This window comes from Planktothricoides raciborskii GIHE-MW2 (genome assembly GCF_040564635.1).
Classification (GTDB): domain Bacteria; phylum Cyanobacteriota; class Cyanobacteriia; order Cyanobacteriales; family Laspinemataceae; genus Planktothricoides; species Planktothricoides raciborskii.
The window spans coordinates 1,235,133-1,252,772 of record NZ_CP159837.1; the positions used below are offsets into that span (position 1 = coordinate 1,235,133).

A 17,640-nucleotide genomic window follows, 5' to 3' on the forward strand; every position below is an offset into this window, starting at 1 on the left:
TGGGATCGTTTGACCGCAACCGAAAGCCGATTTCTTCCCGAAACCGGCTTTCTTTTTGCGATCGGGTTGCGATCGGGTTACGGGGAATCATCACCAATTCGGTGAATTGATGTCAAAATTACGGCAACCAAAACGGCGGGAGAAAAGTCTCGGCGAGCGATCGCACGGTTTGATTAATTTCTCGCAACCCTTGAATATGGGGTTCATCCGGTTCCACGGGAATAATCTCAGCCTGTTGACCTCCTTTCAACCGGGAAATAACTAAATTCGCGGCTTCCAAGCCGGTGACATAAGCTTTTTCCTGAGACCAAGAACCATGACGATTAACAATCCAATCCCCACTCATAAACACATTATTAATACTGGTCTGTGCAGGCAACATATATTGATAACTGCCCGGAGAGAAATGAGTCACCGCTTGGCGCAAGCGAATCACGCTACTATCAATAATTTTAGCTTGACCAAACTCAGGAATACAAGTGGTTAAATACCCTTTAACGATCTTGACAATTTCTCGATCGGTCAGCGGTAAAAATTGATTGGCATGATAAAAATCAACTTCCACCACGCTGCCCGGTTCATCTCGATATTCATCATGCAAAGCATTCAGGTCAAAAAATGTCCAACCCGTGGTTTCATCAAAGCCAAAACAAGCATTAGAAGCACGGGGAATCTTAATTTGGTGATCGAACCATAAACGAGTAGCCAGAACATCAATCCCGGATAAATTCATCAAATTTCTAAATTCTGGGCGACTTTGTAAATGAGAACTATTGCTGACAATTTTTTTCATCCCAGTAATACCCACGGCGAAAATTACCGCATCGGTATCAAAAATTTCGTCCCCACAAACCACGTCGGTAGCTTCACCCAACTCATTAAAAAGAATATCTGTAACGCGATGATTCGCCAGAATTTTTCCGCCCGCTTTTTCTATGCGTTCCACCCAAGGCCGAAAGATTTTTTCTCCCACGGTTCCCCGACACCACATCACATCAAAATTTGGTTGATGAGCCAAGATAAAATAGTAGAGCATTCCCAAGGCAGCAGCGGCAGAACATTGCTCACCAGGGGCAAATAATCCCACTAACAACATCGGGTTAAAGGCATCACGATACAGTCGCCCCGAAACTCCATATTGTTTAAATAATTCTCGTGCGGTTACGGAGTCATATCGCCGCCATGCTTGCTCGGAATTGTCAAAATCAATCAGGGCATAAAGCATCGGCAGGGCTGAGAGTCGGTCAATAAAAGGTAAGCGCTGAAATTGTGGATAAAGAAATGTCCCCAAAGGGGTTGGCAAAGAGGGTTCTTGTTGAAAAATTGGCGATTCAACTTCTAATCCGGCGGGGGAATATTGGGCTGATTTTGTCCAAGGAGTGAAGGGTTGAATGGCTAATTCATCGATTAATTTAAAAATGTTTTTGTAGGGATACCAAAATCCATGAATTCCCGCTTCGACCGAACGTCCGTGTTCAGTTTTCCAGCCAGCAACTAAGCCACCGGGATAAGACCCTGCTTCTAGGAGGGTGACGTTATAGCCTTGTTTGGCTAGATGGTAGGTAGCGCTTAAACCCGCCCAACCAGCGCCGACCACAACAACTTTTTTGGTTTCTGATTCACTAGACATTATTCAGATTGTTTGCTTTTCTAGAGGAAGATAATAAGCTGTTAATCATTTAAATTGGGTATCTGGATTCCAGAAGCCACGAAACCTCGACTGTCAGAGAGTTTAACTGATCTCAATCTAAATGCGTAACAGCTTAAGACAATTTTAAAGGCGAGACATCCCAAGTTTTAGTTTTTCCATGCCGTGACTTAAGTCTCTGAGTCATCAGCAGGATCGCAGTCTGCGATCCTGCTGATGACTGGCATTCCCAACGAGGGGGGAACGAGGAATTTACGACCAAAAAGCGGGATGCCGATCGCAAGGATATGAAAGAATATTGGCGATTAGTGTAGGTGACATAGAATATGTAGATTTTTTTAAAAGTAAAATTTCAGTCGTTCGGATCGACGAGGGTAGATCGCACAATTTATTCATAATTCAATGCTGGGATCATTTCGACTATTTTAGATACGATTCAGCCCACTCATAGCGATTTGGATCTTTGCGGAAAAGATATTCTGCAACTTCTCTACGTTGCTCCTTGTCTTTGACCATTCTGACAATTCTTTCAATTTCATCATCGGTATCATCAGCCCCACGTTCTTTCGCTCGTTCAAACCAGATGTCTCCATCATCATATTCACGGCGATCATAACAAATTGCTCCCATCAGGGTATAAGGCTGATGACTATCCGGTTGACATTCTATTGCTTGCGTTGCACAGTTTTCAGCTTCATCTAGTTGACCAAGATCCCGAAATGCTGCACCTCTAGTAACCAATAAAGCTGATTTTAGGTCAGATTCTTTGATTTGCTTCCAGTTTACCTTTTCTGTGACTTTTAGCGCGTTTTTCGGTTCATCTGCTTTACGCCAGTTACTACTTGCACTGGCTAAATTCCGTCTGTTTCCAGTTCGATGATATTCTTGTTCATAAAATTTTGCTTCTAATGTGTAGTGGGCGATCGCTATTTTTCCATGCCGAGAAAGACGATTTTCTTCTATTAGTTGAACGACTTGTTTTGGTTCCAGCCTTTGCCCCCGTTCAAGTCTGAGCATAATTTCATAAAATGGAGCGAGGGGTAACTTGGGATCCACCATACCATATTTCTTTTTTAAAATGTTAAAATGAATTTCCTGAGCAATTTCTACTGTCTCAGCAAGTCCTTGCTCTGATAACCACTGAATATCTGGATCAGAGACTTGATTATTATCAAGATTTCTCAGCACAGTAAATAAAGGACTGGAAATATCTGAACTTTGATATTGAGTCGCTTTATACTTACTTTTCAGTTTCCTGAAAATTATTTTATCCTTTCGTTTTTGCTCGATTTGAATCAGTTTTGTTAAATTTTGTTTTTTGAGCCACTCACATTTTATCGTATCGATTTCTTCCTCGTCATCTAGTTTATTTAAAATCAAATATAATGGACTGCTAGGAGAAGTGTCTGGATGTTCTTCAACCTGATATTTTGATTTTAGTTTTAAAAATTCAACTTTGGCTTTTCTTTCTTCTTCCTGCTGCAAATAAATCTCTAAGGTTGATTGAAAATCCGATGCTAAAAGCCATTCAGCTTCATCGTCAGATAATTCCTCTCTCATGTCAAGCTTTTTCAAAATTGAATAAAGAGGTTCTTCAGGAAACCGATTTATATGTTGAGTGGCATTGTATTTAACTTTTAGTTTGTCAAACCTAACCATTTCTTCAACCAAGTTAATTGTATCTACCAGACCATGCTGATTTAATATCTCAATTTCTGAATCGGTGAGATTATATTCATTATCTAGTTTCCAAAGGATTGAATAGACTGAACTAGAAATAGGCAGTTCTAGTTCTGAAGGGATATGATACTTAGTTCGCAATTGCAGAAACTCGGCTTCTATTCTCTTCTTGTCTTCGGCTCGATATGTATGTAAGCAAATAGCTTCCATCGTGCTAAAAAGTCGATTTTTTTCTAACCATCTAAATTCTAAATCTGTGAGATCAATGCCTGAGTCTGCTTTTCTCAGTATTAGATAGAGAAACCTATCATAATCAGCAACTTTATATTGAGTAACTTGATATTTCTCTTTAAGAAAAGCAAAGTGTTTTTTCTGGATTTCTTTACTATCCATAGCTGATTCGATCTGTACTTTTTTCTACATTACCACATTAATATCCATTTCATCTAATCTTGCTGATGGTCGGTGGCACCCAATTCGGAGCGAAGGTTAAGAATTTTGCCGCCAGCGAGAAATTTTATCTGTTGCATGAATTTTTGTAAATGGTATCATTTCACTATGCCGCTGTTTGAGTCCATGAACCGCCAAAAACCACCAAAAACCACCAAAAACCACCAAAAACATCTAAGGGTTGTCCCCCCGAACAGGAGGACAACCCTTAGATAGGTAAATAAAGCTCTAGATCAGAAAAAAACCGGGAAAAAATTGGGAAAAACTGGCAAAAAGCTAGATGCTTCCCACCACAGCCTTAGCCTGATCGATATTTTCTCTCACGGTGTCCGCACAGTGAGATAAGGCGGCTTTTTCGCTATCGGTGAGGTCGAGTTTGAGGATTTTTTCTACCCCATTTGACCCTAGCTGACAAGGCATTCCCAGGAAAACATCGTTGATGCCGTATTCTCCTTGAAGATAAGCGGCGACGGGCAATACTCGCGACTGATTTTGCAAAATGGCTTCACACATTAAACAAGTGGAAGAAGCGGGGGCAAAATAGGCACTGCCAGTTTTCATTAAGTTGACAATTTCTGTGCCACCTGTGCGAGTGCGATCAACCAAACGCTCGATGGTTGGGGTATCCATCAGTTCCGTGAGGGGCACCCCATTCACGGTGCAGTAACGAGGAATGGGCACCATTAAGTCGCCGTGGTTTCCCAAGACCATCGTGTGAATATCTTGGATGGAAACGCCGAGTTCCATTGAGATAAAGGCTTGGAAGCGGGCGGCATCAAGTACCCCAGCCATCCCCATGACCCGCTGAGTGGGCAGACCACTGGCTTCCCAAGCTAAATAGGTCATTACATCCAGGGGATTTGTCACTAGAATTAAGATCGTGTTGGGCGATCGCTCCAGGGCTTTTTTCGTCGCGTCCACCACGATCTTGGCATTGGTTTTCAGCAGATCCTCTCGACTCATCCCCGGTTTTCGGGCCAGACCCGCAGTAATCACGACAATATCGGAATTACTGGTATCTGCATAGTCATTGGTGCCGATAATCTGACGGTCATGGCGTTCGACTCCTCTGGCTTCCATGAGATCCAGGGCAATGCCTTGGGGCATTCCCTCGACAATATCGACCAAAACAACATCAGCAATATTTTTCTCAACCAGACGTTGAGCCAGGGTACTGCCAACCCGACCGGCACCGATGACGGAGACACGGGCGCCCCGAAGTGAAGAGGGAGACAACGAGAAAGAGGTCATAACTTGAAGGTGATTAATTACTTAAATTCTTCCAGTTGATCGATCCGCAACCAAATATTTGGGGTGGGCACTTGGCCAAACTTAATCAAAGCATAATCGCCCCTCGTTTCTTGGATTTCCCCTTTGGTTTCAAAAATATAAGCGGGGAAACGCGGATCGCTGGCTTTGGCTTCTACACTATTCTCTAACTTTTCGCGCAATGCGCGGACAAAACTGCCTTTTTTAATTGCCATAGGTGATTGTCTCAGATTTTTAGATTACTTGCTTGAATTTTAATCTTTTTTTCGCTTTTTAGAGTGTTTTTGCGGGAATTTCTCTCTCATCACAACATCCAATTGAATCAGAGAGTAGCCCCCTGCCAGATTTCTGGGGTATCTATGGGGTTGCGGTGGGCTGTAACCTTGGAACCACGGGGTTTTCCAGTGTAAAATCTCCGATCTAATAATATGGACGAGCGACGATAATGCCAATTTGACCATCAACAGCTTGGATATATGATTGTAAATCGCGGGATATTTTTACTTCTCCACTGGGGGAAGCGTGGATAAAGCCAATGCCACCATCAGGAAAACGATAAACTAAGCCAGTATGGGTGACATCTAATCCGGGGATATCCGTAGCGGTGGCAATAATATCACCGGGTTGTAAGTAAGGGTAAATGGTGGCGATTTTGTCTTGGGGAATATAACGGATATTTAGGTGGGCAAGTCGGGCTTCTTGGTTGAGAATACATTGATAATTAGACTCGTTGGCAAGTTGAGGATAATACTGCCGATGTTGGGTCATAAAGTTGAGGGTAGCACCCAGAGGAATTCCCCCAATATTTTGGGTAATATTCTCGACCAGCCGCCGATTTTGATTGTCATATATCCAGTCAGAAAAATAATGTAATCGGCTGCAATAGCCGTCGATTTTACCGCCACGATAACGCTGTTCTTGGACGCGATCGCGGAAGTTTTGGTAGTTGTAATCTTGCTGGGCAATTCCTCTGGCGATCGCCAATACGGTTTCCACAAATAAAACACAGTCAAAGCCTTGTAACGTTACTACCAAATTTTCTTCAGGGGATTTATCTAATAATCCCGCCATATAGGGAGTGCCGAGAAATTGTTCGCCGATCGCTTGGATAATTTCCCCCAAGGGGCGATCGCTCAGTTTAGCATCAATGGCATATTGCATCACCTGATTAAATCGCATCATTTCTGAATCTAAACCCTGATAAATTGAGAGTGCTTGGGGGCGATTTTCTCCGGGAGATGGTAAAATTTCCGGGGGAACGACAGGGGAAAGGGAATCAAATTTATCTTGATTTTGGGGCAACTGCTGCGGTAATTCGGGCAAGGGGCGATCGGTCAATAAATTCTCTTCAGGGATAAGTTCTTCTGGGTTATCGATCGCTTTTTTGGTTTGACCCTGACTCAAATCTGGTTCTTGATAATAAGCAGTTGCTTGGATGCCTGCCAATACCATGAGAATCAAACTGAGAATGCTTAATAAATATAAACAATTTTTTTGAAAATTAAAATCCATAATAGGTTTTTTTTGATCGACTTATTTGATAAACTTAAATATGTGAGCGCTGTGAATAGGACTGATACCTATTTAAAATATAGCTGCTGTTTCCCACCCTTAGATGCCCCCCGGCAACCCTAGGGTTAGGGTGCCCCATATCTGCCATTGACCGTCCCTGGCATTGTATAAAATATATCCTAATATGAAATATATCCTAATTGGTCTCTGTGGATTCGCGATCGCCACCCCAAGTTTTGGGCAAAGTCTGGGGCAAATTGTCCCGGATACCAGCCAACCCATTAACTCCATTGTCACCGTTGATGGCAACAATCAGATCGTCACCGGGGGGACAACTTCTGGTAGCAATTTGTTCCATAGTTTTCAAGAATTTTCTCTGCCCACCGGCACCCAGGTATTTTTTAACAACCCGGTGACTATTGATAATATTATTACCAGAGTGACCGGCGGGGGAATTTCTCAAATTGACGGCATAATTAGCGCCAACGGCACCGCGAATTTATTTCTGTTAAATCCGAATGGAATTATTTTTGGTTTCAATGCGGCTTTAAATATTGGCGGTTCTTTTTTTGCTAGTACCGCCGAAACCATCACATTTGCTGATGGCAGCGAGTTTAGTGCCAAAAATCCCCAAACTCCACCTTTATTAAATGTGAATGTTCCCATCGGGTTGCAGTTAGGAGAAAATCCGGGAACGATTGTTAATTATTCCCGCGCATCAATTAACGAGCGAGTCTTAGGTTTAGCGGTACAACCCGGACAAACTTTGGGTCTAATTGGTGGCAATCTGAACTTAGAAGGCGGTCATATTAATGCCATTCAAGGCCAAGTGGAACTAGCGGCAATTGTCAATGGTGAATGGCCGATATCTATCAGTGGAAATCAACAACCAGTTTTTTTAGAAAATCCCGATTTGCTGATGGGCAATATCCAATTATCCCAACAAGCCGTAGTGAATACTACGGGACTAGGTGGGGGTGAAATTAACATCAGAGGTGGTTTAATTTCTCTAACCGATAATTCCCAAATTTTAGCCAATACTGGCGGAGATTTTAATGGGGTGGGAATTACTATCGAAGGCGATCGCCTCCGATTAGAAAATAACTCTTTAATTTCCTCTTCGACCTTGGGTTCAGGGGCAGCAGGAGCGATCGACATCGCGGTAGGAAATCTAGAAATAATTGGCAACGGTGACTCCAATATATTACCAGCCCTTTTAAGTGGAAATTTTTCCCCAGACTTCCTCAGCAATGGGATATTTTCGATTAGTGCGGGGGCTGGTGCGGCAGGCAAAGTCACCCTAAATATAGATCGCTTACAATTAACAGCGGGGGCGGCAATTTTAACCACCACTCTCGGCCCAAATAAAGGGGGAAATTTAACCTTAAATGCCACTGATTTTGTAGAACTTTTCGGGGGTTCTTTGATGATCACCGGCAGCGGGAATACAGGTGCAGCGGGAGATTTTACCCTGAATACTAATCAGTTAAAAATTCAAGATGGTAGTTTAATTGCGACTTCTCCTACCGCTGCCAGTCAAGGTAGTGGGGGAAATCTCACGGTGAATGCAGGCACAAGCGTGGAAATTAGTAATATTCCACCGGGCAGACCTGTTCCAGGGGGTTTATTTACCACGACATTGGGGGCTGGAGATGCGGGGGATTTAATGGTAAATACGAGACAATTAGTGTTGCGAGATGGGGCGCAGATTAACTCCTCTTCCTCCGGTCGGGGAATTGGCGGAAATCTCACGGTGAACGCCACTGAATCTATAGAAATTAATGGAACTACTGCCGATATTTCCTGGATTAGTGGTTTATATACCAGTTCATCTTTGTTAGATGTGCAAGGATTATCCGGTGCTTCTCCGGCTGGTACTCTGACGGTGAATACAGGGCGATTAAGTATTCTCAATGGCGGCATTATATCCGCAGCCAGTGAGGAAGGTTCCGCAGGCAGTTTACAAATTAATGCTTCGGAATTGTTAGAAATAACGGGAATGACTAATACAGCGATTCCAGAACTGCAAAAAGCCAGTTCTTTGTTGGCGAATAGTGTTGGTTCTGGAAAAGCCGGAGATTTACTGATTCAAACTGACAAGTTAATTGTGAGCGATCGCGCCTTTATCACGGTGAGTGGAGAAGGGACTGGTAATGCGGGAAACCTGCAAATTTCCGCGAATTCTATTCATTTAAACAATGGCAGTCTCAGGGCTACCACCGCCTCTGGGGAAGGGGGGAATATTTTCTTAAATAGCCAAACTTTGCAGTTAAGAGAAAATAGCAATATTTCCACGGAAGCACGCGGCAGTGGAAATGGCGGAAATATTAATATCAATTCTCAAATAATTGCTGCCTTAGAAAATAGCGATATTATTGCCAATGCTTCTCAAGGATTTGGGGGTCGAGTAATAATTGATTCTCAGGGAATTTTTGGCACCCAATTTCGCCAACAACTCACCCCAAACAGTGATATTACTGCTACCTCAAAACTTGGCCCCCAATTTAGCGGCGTGGTGGAAATTAATACCCCCGATATTGACCCTGGGGCTGGGTTGGTGGAATTACAAACTGAAGTGGTTGACGTGCAAAGTTTAGTCGATCGCGATGTTTGTGGAAATCCGGGCAATAGCTTCTACATTACTGGACGGGGTGGCTTGCCTCCGCATCCCGACGAACCCCTGAGTAGCGATACCGTTTGGATAGACGATCGCGCAGCGGCGCGGATGCGCTTTCGCGCCACTTTTGTCGGGGAAATATCAACCATTAACCCAGAAAAAATTATCGAAGCAACGGGATGGAAGATTGACCCTGATGGCCAAATTATTTTAACCGCAAATCAGCCATTTATGCTGCCAAATACCGAATACTGGCGATCGGATCTAAAGTGCCAACAAATAAACTAGGCAATATAAACTAGGCTAGATAAACTGGCATCGAGTTATAAACCAATCACAACCTCTCAATTAAAATTTGAGCAATTCAGTAAAAAAAATTGCGTGAGGATGTACTATGTTATCTGACTCAGTGATGACAAAATCCGCCAAAATATTACTGCCACGCATATTTCTCAGTAGCGCGATCGCACTTTTCTTATTTCCCTTAGTAATTTATAGTGGTTTACTATTGCGTCGTCCCCCGCGAACCGCCCAACAAAAACAGTTATTTCCCGGCATTACCTATCAACGGATTGCGGATTTAAATCCGCGTCCGGTGATGATGCATATTGTCACCATTGACCTGAATGCCCCAGGAATTAAACTGCGAGTAACACCGGGAGAACCGGGAGATGATGGCAAAGATATCCCAGCCCAAACCACCTCAGAGTTTCTGCAAAAGCATCAGCTACAACTCGCTATCAATGGCAGCTTTTTTTATCCTTGTTATTTTAATCACTTTTGGGATTTTGTCCCCCAGCGGGGCGATCGCGTTAATGTGATTGGTCAGTTAATTTCCGATGGCATTTTATACAAGGAAGGTAAACCGGGCTGGGGGGTATTATGTGTTTCTGAATCCGCTGGGGTTTCTATTGCCCCTGCCCATTGTCCCCCTAACACTCGTGAGGCGATCGCCGGTCGAGAAATCATCATCCAAAATGGTCAACCTGTGGCGATCGCTAAACCGAAAAAAAATAGCGATCGCCACAAACCATATCCGCGAACCGTCGTGGCAATAGATCGCCTGGGGGAGAAATTATGGTTCATCTTAGTGGATGGTCGTCAACGGAATTATAGCGCCGGTCTAACCCTTCCTGAATTAACCGAAATTCTCTTAAATATGGGAGTTGATGCAGCCCTAAACTTAGATGGGGGTGGGTCTACTACCCTGGCGATCGCTGATGGCAAAAAGACTCGATTATTAAATTCGCCCATTGATGCCCGAATTCCCATGCGAGAACGGGCGATCGCCAACCATATTGGGATTTATACCTCACCCCAATCATCCCATCAAAAACCATAGACTGAAAATCAGCCAATTAAAAAATCAAAAAAAATCAAAAAAATCAGAGGGGTTAACAAATGTTAACCCCTCTGATTCAACACATCAAAACAATGTGATTTAATTTTCTGCCGCAGACTCAGGACTTGTCACCGGATGAATACTCACAATTGTGCCACCCAAACGGGTAATCCGGCGCATTTCATCATTCATCCGAGAATAGGGAACAGTGATGAAAACACTCGATCCTTGACGAATCGCATGATTTTGGAGATCCGTTTGGTCATTTTGACGCAACCCGGTCACTTCATAGCGAAATAAACGATTAGCCCCAATGACATTAGCTTGATTGCCACCAGCAACTTGTCCCAGCATAAAAATTTTCCAATCCTAAGTTTTCTCTAGTTAAACAGGTAAGATGATGCTGACTTTTTCCTGGATAATTCTGCATCAATGATTGCCGGTAATCATAGCGGTTAATCATGCCATCAATGCCATAAATTTCCCGGTCAATCATCCATCCAACTTCAGATAGTCTGATAATCTGACAATCAGATAATCTGATTAAATTGCCGTAATGCTGGCAATTTTGCCACCTTGCTTCAGAATGGTCTGAATTTGCTTGGAAAGCTGGTTGTAAGGCACCACATAAACTTTGCTGCTGCGGCGAACCTTGGGATAACCTGCTTTCACAAAGCCAGTGGCTTCAATGCGATAAACTTGGCCTTCTTGACCAAAGCCCACAAATGCACCGCCCACAAAGCTATTCGGTGCGGAGTTTTGGCTGACACGGTATGCCCAAGCATCATTATTGCTGCCAGAAGGAGCCACAATTGTGGTCGTGCTGTTTTGACCCAGTTCGCGAGCTAAACGGGGGCTGTTGCCTTCTAATTGAGCGCGATCGCTGTTAGCATAACCACGATACAACCGGAACATCCGATTAAAGCCCACAGTTTTTTGACCCAATTGAGTCGAAAACCCGCGATAGTAAGGAACGATACTATCGCCAAAATTGTCTTCATATTCAGGAGAATCAATATAGGAGTCGATCTCCGCATCAAAGCCTTGATTTTGATAAAGATCGAGATGATAAACAACTTCAGACTCATCATAAGGACTGCGACCCAACAAATGCTTATAGTTGAGTTCAATCACGCGAGTTTGGAAATTGTTGTACAAAAACTTTTCTTTATAAAGATCGGACTTCGCCACACAGCGCACAAAATCCCGCACCGTAATACTGCCATTTTTCAGCAGAGATTCGGCATTAACTAAACGTTCAGATGCCATCACATAGTCATTACCTAACACCTGACGATACACAGCCCGAATGACTGCTTCAACATCTTCTGGGCTCCAATTGGGACGAAGCTCAACAACTGGTGCGTCACTGTAGGGAGAAGTTCCCAAGCGAGATGCGGCTACTGTTACTGCCATATTATTAATTTCCTCATCAAAACAATTATCTAGTGGATGACCTTTAACTGGCTATTTTAGTGATGCCATAGTCATCATCAAAGGCAAGAATTAATTAACCCAAATTCTATTTGGGCTATTTGGGCATCAAGATGCAATCTGTTTAACCTGTGTTGAACCTGTGAACCTGACATCTAAATTCAGTATGCGATTTATCTGAAAATTTTCGATGTTTTCTGATAGATTTAGGCCAAATTTTGATTATTTAATTGCATCCAAATACTGAGTATGTCCGGACGGATGTGTAACTGCTACTAGGTTTACCAGCAGTAGCTTCATATCTTTCCGGACATCTCTTTAAAATAACGGCAAAACCAATTAGCTCAGAGCATTGATGGCGTAGTCGAGGTAAGCATTGGCTTCAACCGCAGCTTGACCGCTCAGACCATGATTGCCTTTGATGTACTTGAGAGCTTCAACGTACCAGCTAGGAGACAGTTCAAAGGTGGTGTTGATTTCATCAATACCAGCCAACAGGTAGTCATCCATTGGGCCGGTGCCACCGCAAATCAAGCAGTAAGTCACCATCCGCAGGTAGTAACCGATGTCACGAGCGCACTTGGACTTGCCGGTTTCGGTGGAAGCGTAGTTAGCACCTTGCATGGAGGTGGTGTAGGGGAACTTGTTGTACACCGCTTGAGCCGCGCCATTGATCAGGTTTTGAGCATTGTTGGTCAGAGCGCGAGCAGCTTCCATGCTGGCGGCGGCACGCTTGAAGCGACCGTCAACAGCTTGCAGTTCAGTATTGCTCAGAAAACGGCCTTGAGAATCTGCGGCAGAAATGGCTTCTGTGATTGGGGTCTTCATGTTGAGAACTATCTCCTTGTGATGATGATTTGCTGAATTTTGATTAGCCTTGAATTAAATCAATCGGCTAATAATTGTGTGAAATCTTTGGTGATTTCCGATGCTGTTGCTAAAGCAGGACTTTGGTCCGGCAGATTAAGCAACCGCAGCAGCAGCGCGATCGAAGTAGGTAGCCACTTCAGACATCAGGGCGCTGCAATCGCCAGGAGTGATACCAGCAGGATCGTTAGCGATCTGGATAGCGGCATCTTTCATTTTGCTGACCCCGTTAGCCACAGAAGCTCCAGGTACACCTAAAGCTTGGTAGGTTTCACGCAGACCATTCAAGCAGCGGTCATCGAGCACACTGGCGTCACCAGCAATGGTGGCGTAGGTGACGTAACGCAAGATGATTTCCATGTCGCGCAAGCAAGCAGCCATACGACGGCTGGTGTAGGCGTTTCCACCGGGAGCGATCAGTTGGGGTTGCTCGGCGAACAGAGCGCGGGCAGCGGCAGCGACGATGGTGGAAGCATTGCTGGTGATCCGGTTGACGGTATCCAGACGCTTGTTGGCGTTGGAAACCATAGCAGACAGAGCATCTAATTGAGCGGTGCTCAGGAATTCACCGCGAGCATCAGCTTGGGAAACCACTCTTGCGAATGCGTCTAGCATTTACTAAATCTCCTATGTTAATTGGATTGGTATCGAGTTAAAGTTTTTTTTCTGGCAACAGATTCAGACTTGTTTAATCCAGAGGTCTGGACAGAGATCGTGTTTCCGATTGACTGTCTTCTGTTGTCGTTATCCAGTTGACCACTGGTTTCTGGAACAGAAACCGGGAAATTAAAACTGGCTTCAGAGAATTATGAGAGTCTTTTCCTCTTTTATGAGATGGAAAAAATTCTCTCAATTCAGGTCTGGGTAATAATTTACCTTTTTTTCTGACCTATTAGGCAATGACTATACAACGGAATTTATGATTTTTATATTAAGTTTTATTACAAAAATTTGTGGCGATCGGCGTAAGTAAAAATGCTCTCCTCAGAGGTGATGCTGAAGCGATCGCCCACCGTCTCAAACCCTCGATCTTCCGTCATATATAAGGTTGGCCAAGATTCTCCGTAAGTATCCTTACTTACTGCCCAAGATAGGCGACGGGGATTTTAAGGGTGATTTTAGAGGGGATTTTAGAGGGGATTTATGGAATTCAGATCATCATGTTGGGATATCAATGACTGCTGATTCCGGCATTTTGGCAAGGCGATCGGCATAAACAGGAAAAGTGAATAATTTCAGAACGATCGGCAGCTAATCCACATTGTATGGGTGCGTTACCGAAATGCCTCCGGCACGCGACCAGATCGGAAAGGCACCCTATTGATACAGGCTTTGCGTAAGTCCTGATATAGTAAGGGTTCAGATTATTTGATCGACGAGCATTTTTGGCTTCTAATTCCACTGGAATTTCCAGATATATTAATTATAGGTTTTAATTATAGGTTTTCTTTTTATTTTTCCGGGGCGATCGGCATTCTTGGCGGCGCAGTTTTCCACATTAAATCTATTTCTTCCGGGGTTAAACCATAAGCTTGATTAACTAAATCAGCAAGACGATATTCCAGGGTCAAGGCTTCTGCTTGACGGGCTTGAATATCCGGGGCATAATCTTGATAAACTTGCCGCAGTTCTTTCAGGGCAGAGGGACTCATACCGCCCGATGATTTGGGTTGGCGCTTTTTCACTTCTTGAATAAAATCATTTTCTTCTAAGTTAGCAAACTCTTCCAGTTTTTCACCAGGTTTATCAATTTTTTGCTCAACTTGTAACCAGTCCAGTACCTCTTTATAAGCAGTTTGGTTGGCTTGGGTGATTTCAATCAAACGGCTAACAATCGGTTCCACTTGTTCGCGGATTTGTGCGGTGGGTGGGGCGATCGGAAAATCCACCATAATATCTCCACGGGGAGTCACCGCATCACCAATCATTTTGGGAAATATTTGATGAGCGATCCACCATCCTAATGCAGAATTTAAGCAGCCACAAAGATATAATTCATATTTAGCAATCAGAAACACTTTATTATTGGCAAAATAACCCTGAGTATCGATCGCATACGCTGGAAAAGTATTAATTTCTTGATAGATAATTTTCGGCTGTTCAAACATCTGCCAATAATCAACGGCATCTTGAATTTCATACCATTGATAGCTTCCGGTTTTTCTTCCTAGCCATTCCCCATCCTGATTTGTATGCCAATCTTTAGGACGAGGTTCTAATTTTTTTCGACACTGACTTAGATGGGCTTTTACTGCCGGATAAGCATCAATATCAATCCCTCGTTTTGTAAAAATTAACCACAAATTTTGCCAATCGGGACTCCAGCGTTTAATATCGCGACCCCGTAAAAAAGGCTTAATCACTTCAGCGGATTTAGGGTCAGCTTTAACCAGACGATTTTTCGTCGTCTCATCAATCAAAAACGCTTCATTAAACCCGGTTAATATCCCCCGATAAGGCTTAACTCCAGCAAACTCTTTCAGGGGAATACCCACGCGCTGAATTTTTTCCATTAATGCTTCAACTTCTGGCCGTTCCAAACTCCAAGCATCCGCAGAAAACCGCGACCAAGCAACCGGATAACTTTCTTGCTGCACATATTGAGTCAAATTAATATCCGCTAATTTTTCTCTAGGAACTGGACAAACTTGCACATACTTTTCCCCGGAACCTTGGGGATCTAATCGTTTCCGTAACCCCACAATACAAGGAAAAGTATCCGCATCCTCAAAAATTGGGGCATGACCAAAATCAACAATTTCCTCAAATACGCTATTTTCCACAAAAAACCGCCGTAACGGTTCCCCATATCCTGCCCGCAACCATTTATTTGTCACAATATAAGAAAGCACTCCCCCCGGTTTCAAAATATTTATCCCTTGCTCATAAAAATAAGCATATAAATCCGCTACCCCATCATAAGACTGATATTTTTTTTGCAAATAAGGCTTAATTGGCGATAACAATTCTTGGCGCACATAAGGCGGATTACCGATCGCCACATCAAACCCACCATCCGCAAACACTTCGGGAAATTCTGCCTGCCAATTAAAAGCCCGTTCTGCCACTTCCGGGTCATCCACAAGAGAATTACCAACTTTAATATTGCCATCTAAATCCGTCAGGGTTTTCCCTTTTTCCGCTGTTTTCAACCAGAGAGAAAGCTTGGTAATTTCCACCGACTCAGGGGACAAGTCCACTCCATAGATATTCTGGTTTAAAATTGTCCGGTTCAAATCAAACAAACTGCGCTGACCGACAATTTCTGCATCCTTTTTCCCGCCAGTTTCTAAACTGGCTAACGCTTGATTGACTCGTTCATATTCCCGCAGCAAATACTCAAAAGCCGCAATTAAAAAAGCCCCGGATCCACAAGCCGGATCGATCACTCTGGTTTTCTTCAAAACCTCATCCCGGTAGGTTTCCCAAAACTGAATTTCTGCTTGCTGCCGTTTCTTAGTTGCCCGTGGGGAAATTTGCTCTAATTGGAGGCGATCGCGGATTTCCTGTTCCTGTTTTTTCAGATAACCACCCAGGGCAACCTCAACAATATATTGAGTAATAAAAGCCGGGGTATAAAATACCCCTTGGGTCTTGCGTTTTCCTTTTTTCTGATTATATTCTTGCCCGGTAGCTTCTGCTTTTAACTCCTCTAAATCCGTCACGGACTGCTCAAATATCCGCCCCAGGATATCAACAGAAACCTCCGTATCAAAATCATAGCGAGTTAACTGCTTAATTTGACCACAAAGAATATTCGGAACGGTCAACTGTTCATCTAACAGGGGGTCAACTTCAAATAACCCGCCATTATAACCAGAAATCGGCGGATTTTCATTGCCTTTATCTACCCAACGAAACACCGCTTTGTAATTTTCCCAAATCGGTCGGGGATTATAGGGATCTTGGTGATCGTGGGCTTGCATAATGGTTTTTGCTGGCAATAACCCCTTATCCTCGCAAAAGGCAATAAACAAAATCCGGTCTAAAGTTTTTTGGGCTTTTTCGATTAGCAGGCGATCGCGATCAGGCAGGTCTTTTGGCCCCGAAAAGCGAAAATGCTTCACCAATTGCCCGCGAATCTCCTTATATTCTTGATACAGTTGCTTAGTAATACTTTCTTGCACCTCATTGGACTCAGCCAATAGGCGATCGATCACCGAAGGGCGATCGGATTTCACCCCCAGAAAATTTTGCCGACAGAAAATAAAATAAAACCGCTTAAACTCTTGAATATCCTCTAAATCAACCAGACGAAACCGCTCATAATAAGCCGGAGTTTTACTGGTATAATATAAGCGCAACTCCCGATAATTAGAAACAATCACCCAGCGACAATCTGGAGTATAATTTGCATAGCGCCAGCCCTGTTCCACCGCTGACTCTTTGCGACCCGAAGGAGGGCGATCTAAATCTTCTTTTGCGCCTTTTAACTCAATCGGTGCGATAACTTTTCCTTCTAGCTTAATTTTGTCTTTTTTCCCTGCGGAAGCCGTAAAAAAACCCAAAGCCGCATCTGCCGAACCACCCCCATCCGATATAGTCGTTTCCGCGTGAATTTCCCAGGCTTTACCCCCACCGGAAATCACCGAAACATAGCCCAAAACTCGCTGAAAAATATCCGTCAGAAATTCCCCATGTAAAGAAACTTCTTTAATTTCATTCAGCGTCCCTGCTTTTAGTGGTTCAAGCCACTTTTTAACCAGGGCATGACGTTGGTCTAAGTCTTGGGGAAAAGTAAAATTGCGGATGGCATTATTCAGAGTTTTGGGGTGAAATAAAGGATGGGTAATTTTATTAGTCATAGCTAAGATTTAACTG

Annotated in this window: 13 protein-coding genes; 2 read left to right on the plus strand and 11 right to left on the minus strand. The window is 43.5% G+C overall.

Annotated features, from left to right (window positions below):
• Positions 1–118 precede the first annotated feature (118 nt).
• The 5 genes from ABWT76_RS05155 to ABWT76_RS05175 form a co-directional block, all read right to left on the minus strand.
• Positions 119–1,630 (minus strand): FAD-dependent oxidoreductase, encoded by a 1,512-nt coding sequence (locus ABWT76_RS05155; protein ID WP_190879859.1) that lies wholly within the window; start codon positions 1,628–1,630, stop codon positions 119–121.
• A gap of 438 nt (positions 1,631–2,068) precedes the next feature.
• Positions 2,069–3,721, minus strand: coding sequence for a hypothetical protein (locus ABWT76_RS05160; protein WP_354635753.1), 1,653 nt, complete (start codon positions 3,719–3,721; stop codon positions 2,069–2,071).
• A 333-nt stretch (positions 3,722–4,054) separates the two neighbouring features.
• The gene (gene mdh / locus ABWT76_RS05165; RefSeq protein WP_054466506.1) at positions 4,055–5,029 is read right to left on the minus strand and encodes a malate dehydrogenase; all 975 of its coding nucleotides are present in this window, start codon (positions 5,027–5,029) and stop codon (positions 4,055–4,057) included.
• Between the two features lie 17 nt (positions 5,030–5,046).
• A complete protein-coding gene (locus ABWT76_RS05170; protein WP_054466505.1) occupies positions 5,047–5,262 on the minus strand; it encodes an NAD(P)H-quinone oxidoreductase subunit O in 216 nt (71 codons plus the stop codon).
• Positions 5,263–5,467: 205 nt separating this feature from the next.
• Positions 5,468–6,559, minus strand: a complete 1,092-nt coding sequence (locus ABWT76_RS05175) for an N-acetylmuramoyl-L-alanine amidase-like domain-containing protein (protein WP_082348868.1) — start codon at positions 6,557–6,559, stop codon at positions 5,468–5,470.
• Between the two features lie 184 nt (positions 6,560–6,743).
• On the opposite strand from ABWT76_RS05175, the gene ABWT76_RS05180 reads away from it, so the two are divergent.
• Together ABWT76_RS05180 and ABWT76_RS05185 are read left to right on the plus strand one after the other, a co-directional pair.
• Positions 6,744–9,464: a filamentous hemagglutinin N-terminal domain-containing protein gene (locus ABWT76_RS05180; RefSeq protein WP_354635754.1), complete on the plus strand. Its 2,721-nt coding sequence runs from the start codon at positions 6,744–6,746 to the stop codon at positions 9,462–9,464.
• 106 nt (positions 9,465–9,570) lie between these two features.
• Positions 9,571–10,518: a phosphodiester glycosidase family protein gene (locus tag ABWT76_RS05185; protein WP_354635755.1), complete on the plus strand. Its 948-nt coding sequence runs from the start codon at positions 9,571–9,573 to the stop codon at positions 10,516–10,518.
• Positions 10,519–10,617: 99 nt separating this feature from the next.
• Here the strand turns inward: ABWT76_RS05185 and ABWT76_RS05190 are convergent, their stop codons facing one another.
• The 6 genes from ABWT76_RS05190 to ABWT76_RS05215 all read right to left on the minus strand — a co-directional run bounded on the left by ABWT76_RS05190 (position 10,618) and on the right by ABWT76_RS05215 (position 17,624).
• On the minus strand, positions 10,618–10,872 hold the full coding sequence (locus tag ABWT76_RS05190; RefSeq protein ID WP_054466503.1) for a phycobilisome linker polypeptide: 255 nt from the start codon (positions 10,870–10,872) through the stop codon (positions 10,618–10,620).
• On the minus strand, positions 10,838–11,014 hold the full coding sequence (locus tag ABWT76_RS05195; RefSeq protein ID WP_156331733.1) for a hypothetical protein: 177 nt from the start codon (positions 11,012–11,014) through the stop codon (positions 10,838–10,840). The genes ABWT76_RS05190 and ABWT76_RS05195 overlap by 35 nt, the downstream gene beginning before the upstream one ends.
• Before the next feature lie 47 nt (positions 11,015–11,061).
• Positions 11,062–11,934 carry a phycobilisome linker polypeptide gene (locus ABWT76_RS05200; protein WP_054466502.1) on the minus strand — a complete coding sequence of 291 codons (873 nt, stop codon included), beginning with the start codon at positions 11,932–11,934 and terminating at the stop codon, positions 11,062–11,064.
• 357 nt (positions 11,935–12,291) lie between these two features.
• A complete protein-coding gene (gene cpcA / locus ABWT76_RS05205) occupies positions 12,292–12,780 on the minus strand; it encodes a phycocyanin subunit alpha (protein ID WP_054465837.1) in 489 nt (162 codons plus the stop codon).
• 135 nt (positions 12,781–12,915) lie between these two features.
• A complete protein-coding gene (locus ABWT76_RS05210) occupies positions 12,916–13,434 on the minus strand; it encodes a phycocyanin subunit beta (protein WP_054466501.1) in 519 nt (172 codons plus the stop codon).
• Between the two features lie 836 nt (positions 13,435–14,270).
• On the minus strand, positions 14,271–17,624 hold the full coding sequence (locus ABWT76_RS05215) for an Eco57I restriction-modification methylase domain-containing protein (protein ID WP_354635756.1): 3,354 nt from the start codon (positions 17,622–17,624) through the stop codon (positions 14,271–14,273).
• Between the last annotated feature and the right edge of the window lie 16 nt (positions 17,625–17,640).

Coding starts and splice junctions, on each gene's coding strand:
- ABWT76_RS05180 (WP_354635754.1), top strand. CDS start 6,744: ATGAAATATATCCTAATTGGTCTCTGTGGATTCGCGATCGCCACCCCA.
- ABWT76_RS05160 (WP_354635753.1), bottom strand. CDS start 3,721: ATGGATAGTAAAGAAATCCAGAAAAAACACTTTGCTTTTCTTAAAGAG.
- ABWT76_RS05190 (WP_054466503.1), bottom strand. CDS start 10,872: ATGCTGGGACAAGTTGCTGGTGGCAATCAAGCTAATGTCATTGGGGCT.
- ABWT76_RS05210 (WP_054466501.1), bottom strand. CDS start 13,434: ATGCTAGACGCATTCGCAAGAGTGGTTTCCCAAGCTGATGCTCGCGGT.
- ABWT76_RS05200 (WP_054466502.1), bottom strand. CDS start 11,934: ATGGCAGTAACAGTAGCCGCATCTCGCTTGGGAACTTCTCCCTACAGT.
- ABWT76_RS05215 (WP_354635756.1), bottom strand. CDS start 17,624: ATGACTAATAAAATTACCCATCCTTTATTTCACCCCAAAACTCTGAAT.
- ABWT76_RS05195 (WP_156331733.1), bottom strand. CDS start 11,014: ATGATTGACCGGGAAATTTATGGCATTGATGGCATGATTAACCGCTAT.
- cpcA (WP_054465837.1), bottom strand. CDS start 12,780: ATGAAGACCCCAATCACAGAAGCCATTTCTGCCGCAGATTCTCAAGGC.
- mdh (WP_054466506.1), bottom strand. CDS start 5,029: ATGACCTCTTTCTCGTTGTCTCCCTCTTCACTTCGGGGCGCCCGTGTC.
- ABWT76_RS05185 (WP_354635755.1), top strand. CDS start 9,571: ATGTTATCTGACTCAGTGATGACAAAATCCGCCAAAATATTACTGCCA.
- ABWT76_RS05170 (WP_054466505.1), bottom strand. CDS start 5,262: ATGGCAATTAAAAAAGGCAGTTTTGTCCGCGCATTGCGCGAAAAGTTA.
- ABWT76_RS05155 (WP_190879859.1), bottom strand. CDS start 1,630: ATGTCTAGTGAATCAGAAACCAAAAAAGTTGTTGTGGTCGGCGCTGGT.
- ABWT76_RS05175 (WP_082348868.1), bottom strand. CDS start 6,559: ATGGATTTTAATTTTCAAAAAAATTGTTTATATTTATTAAGCATTCTC.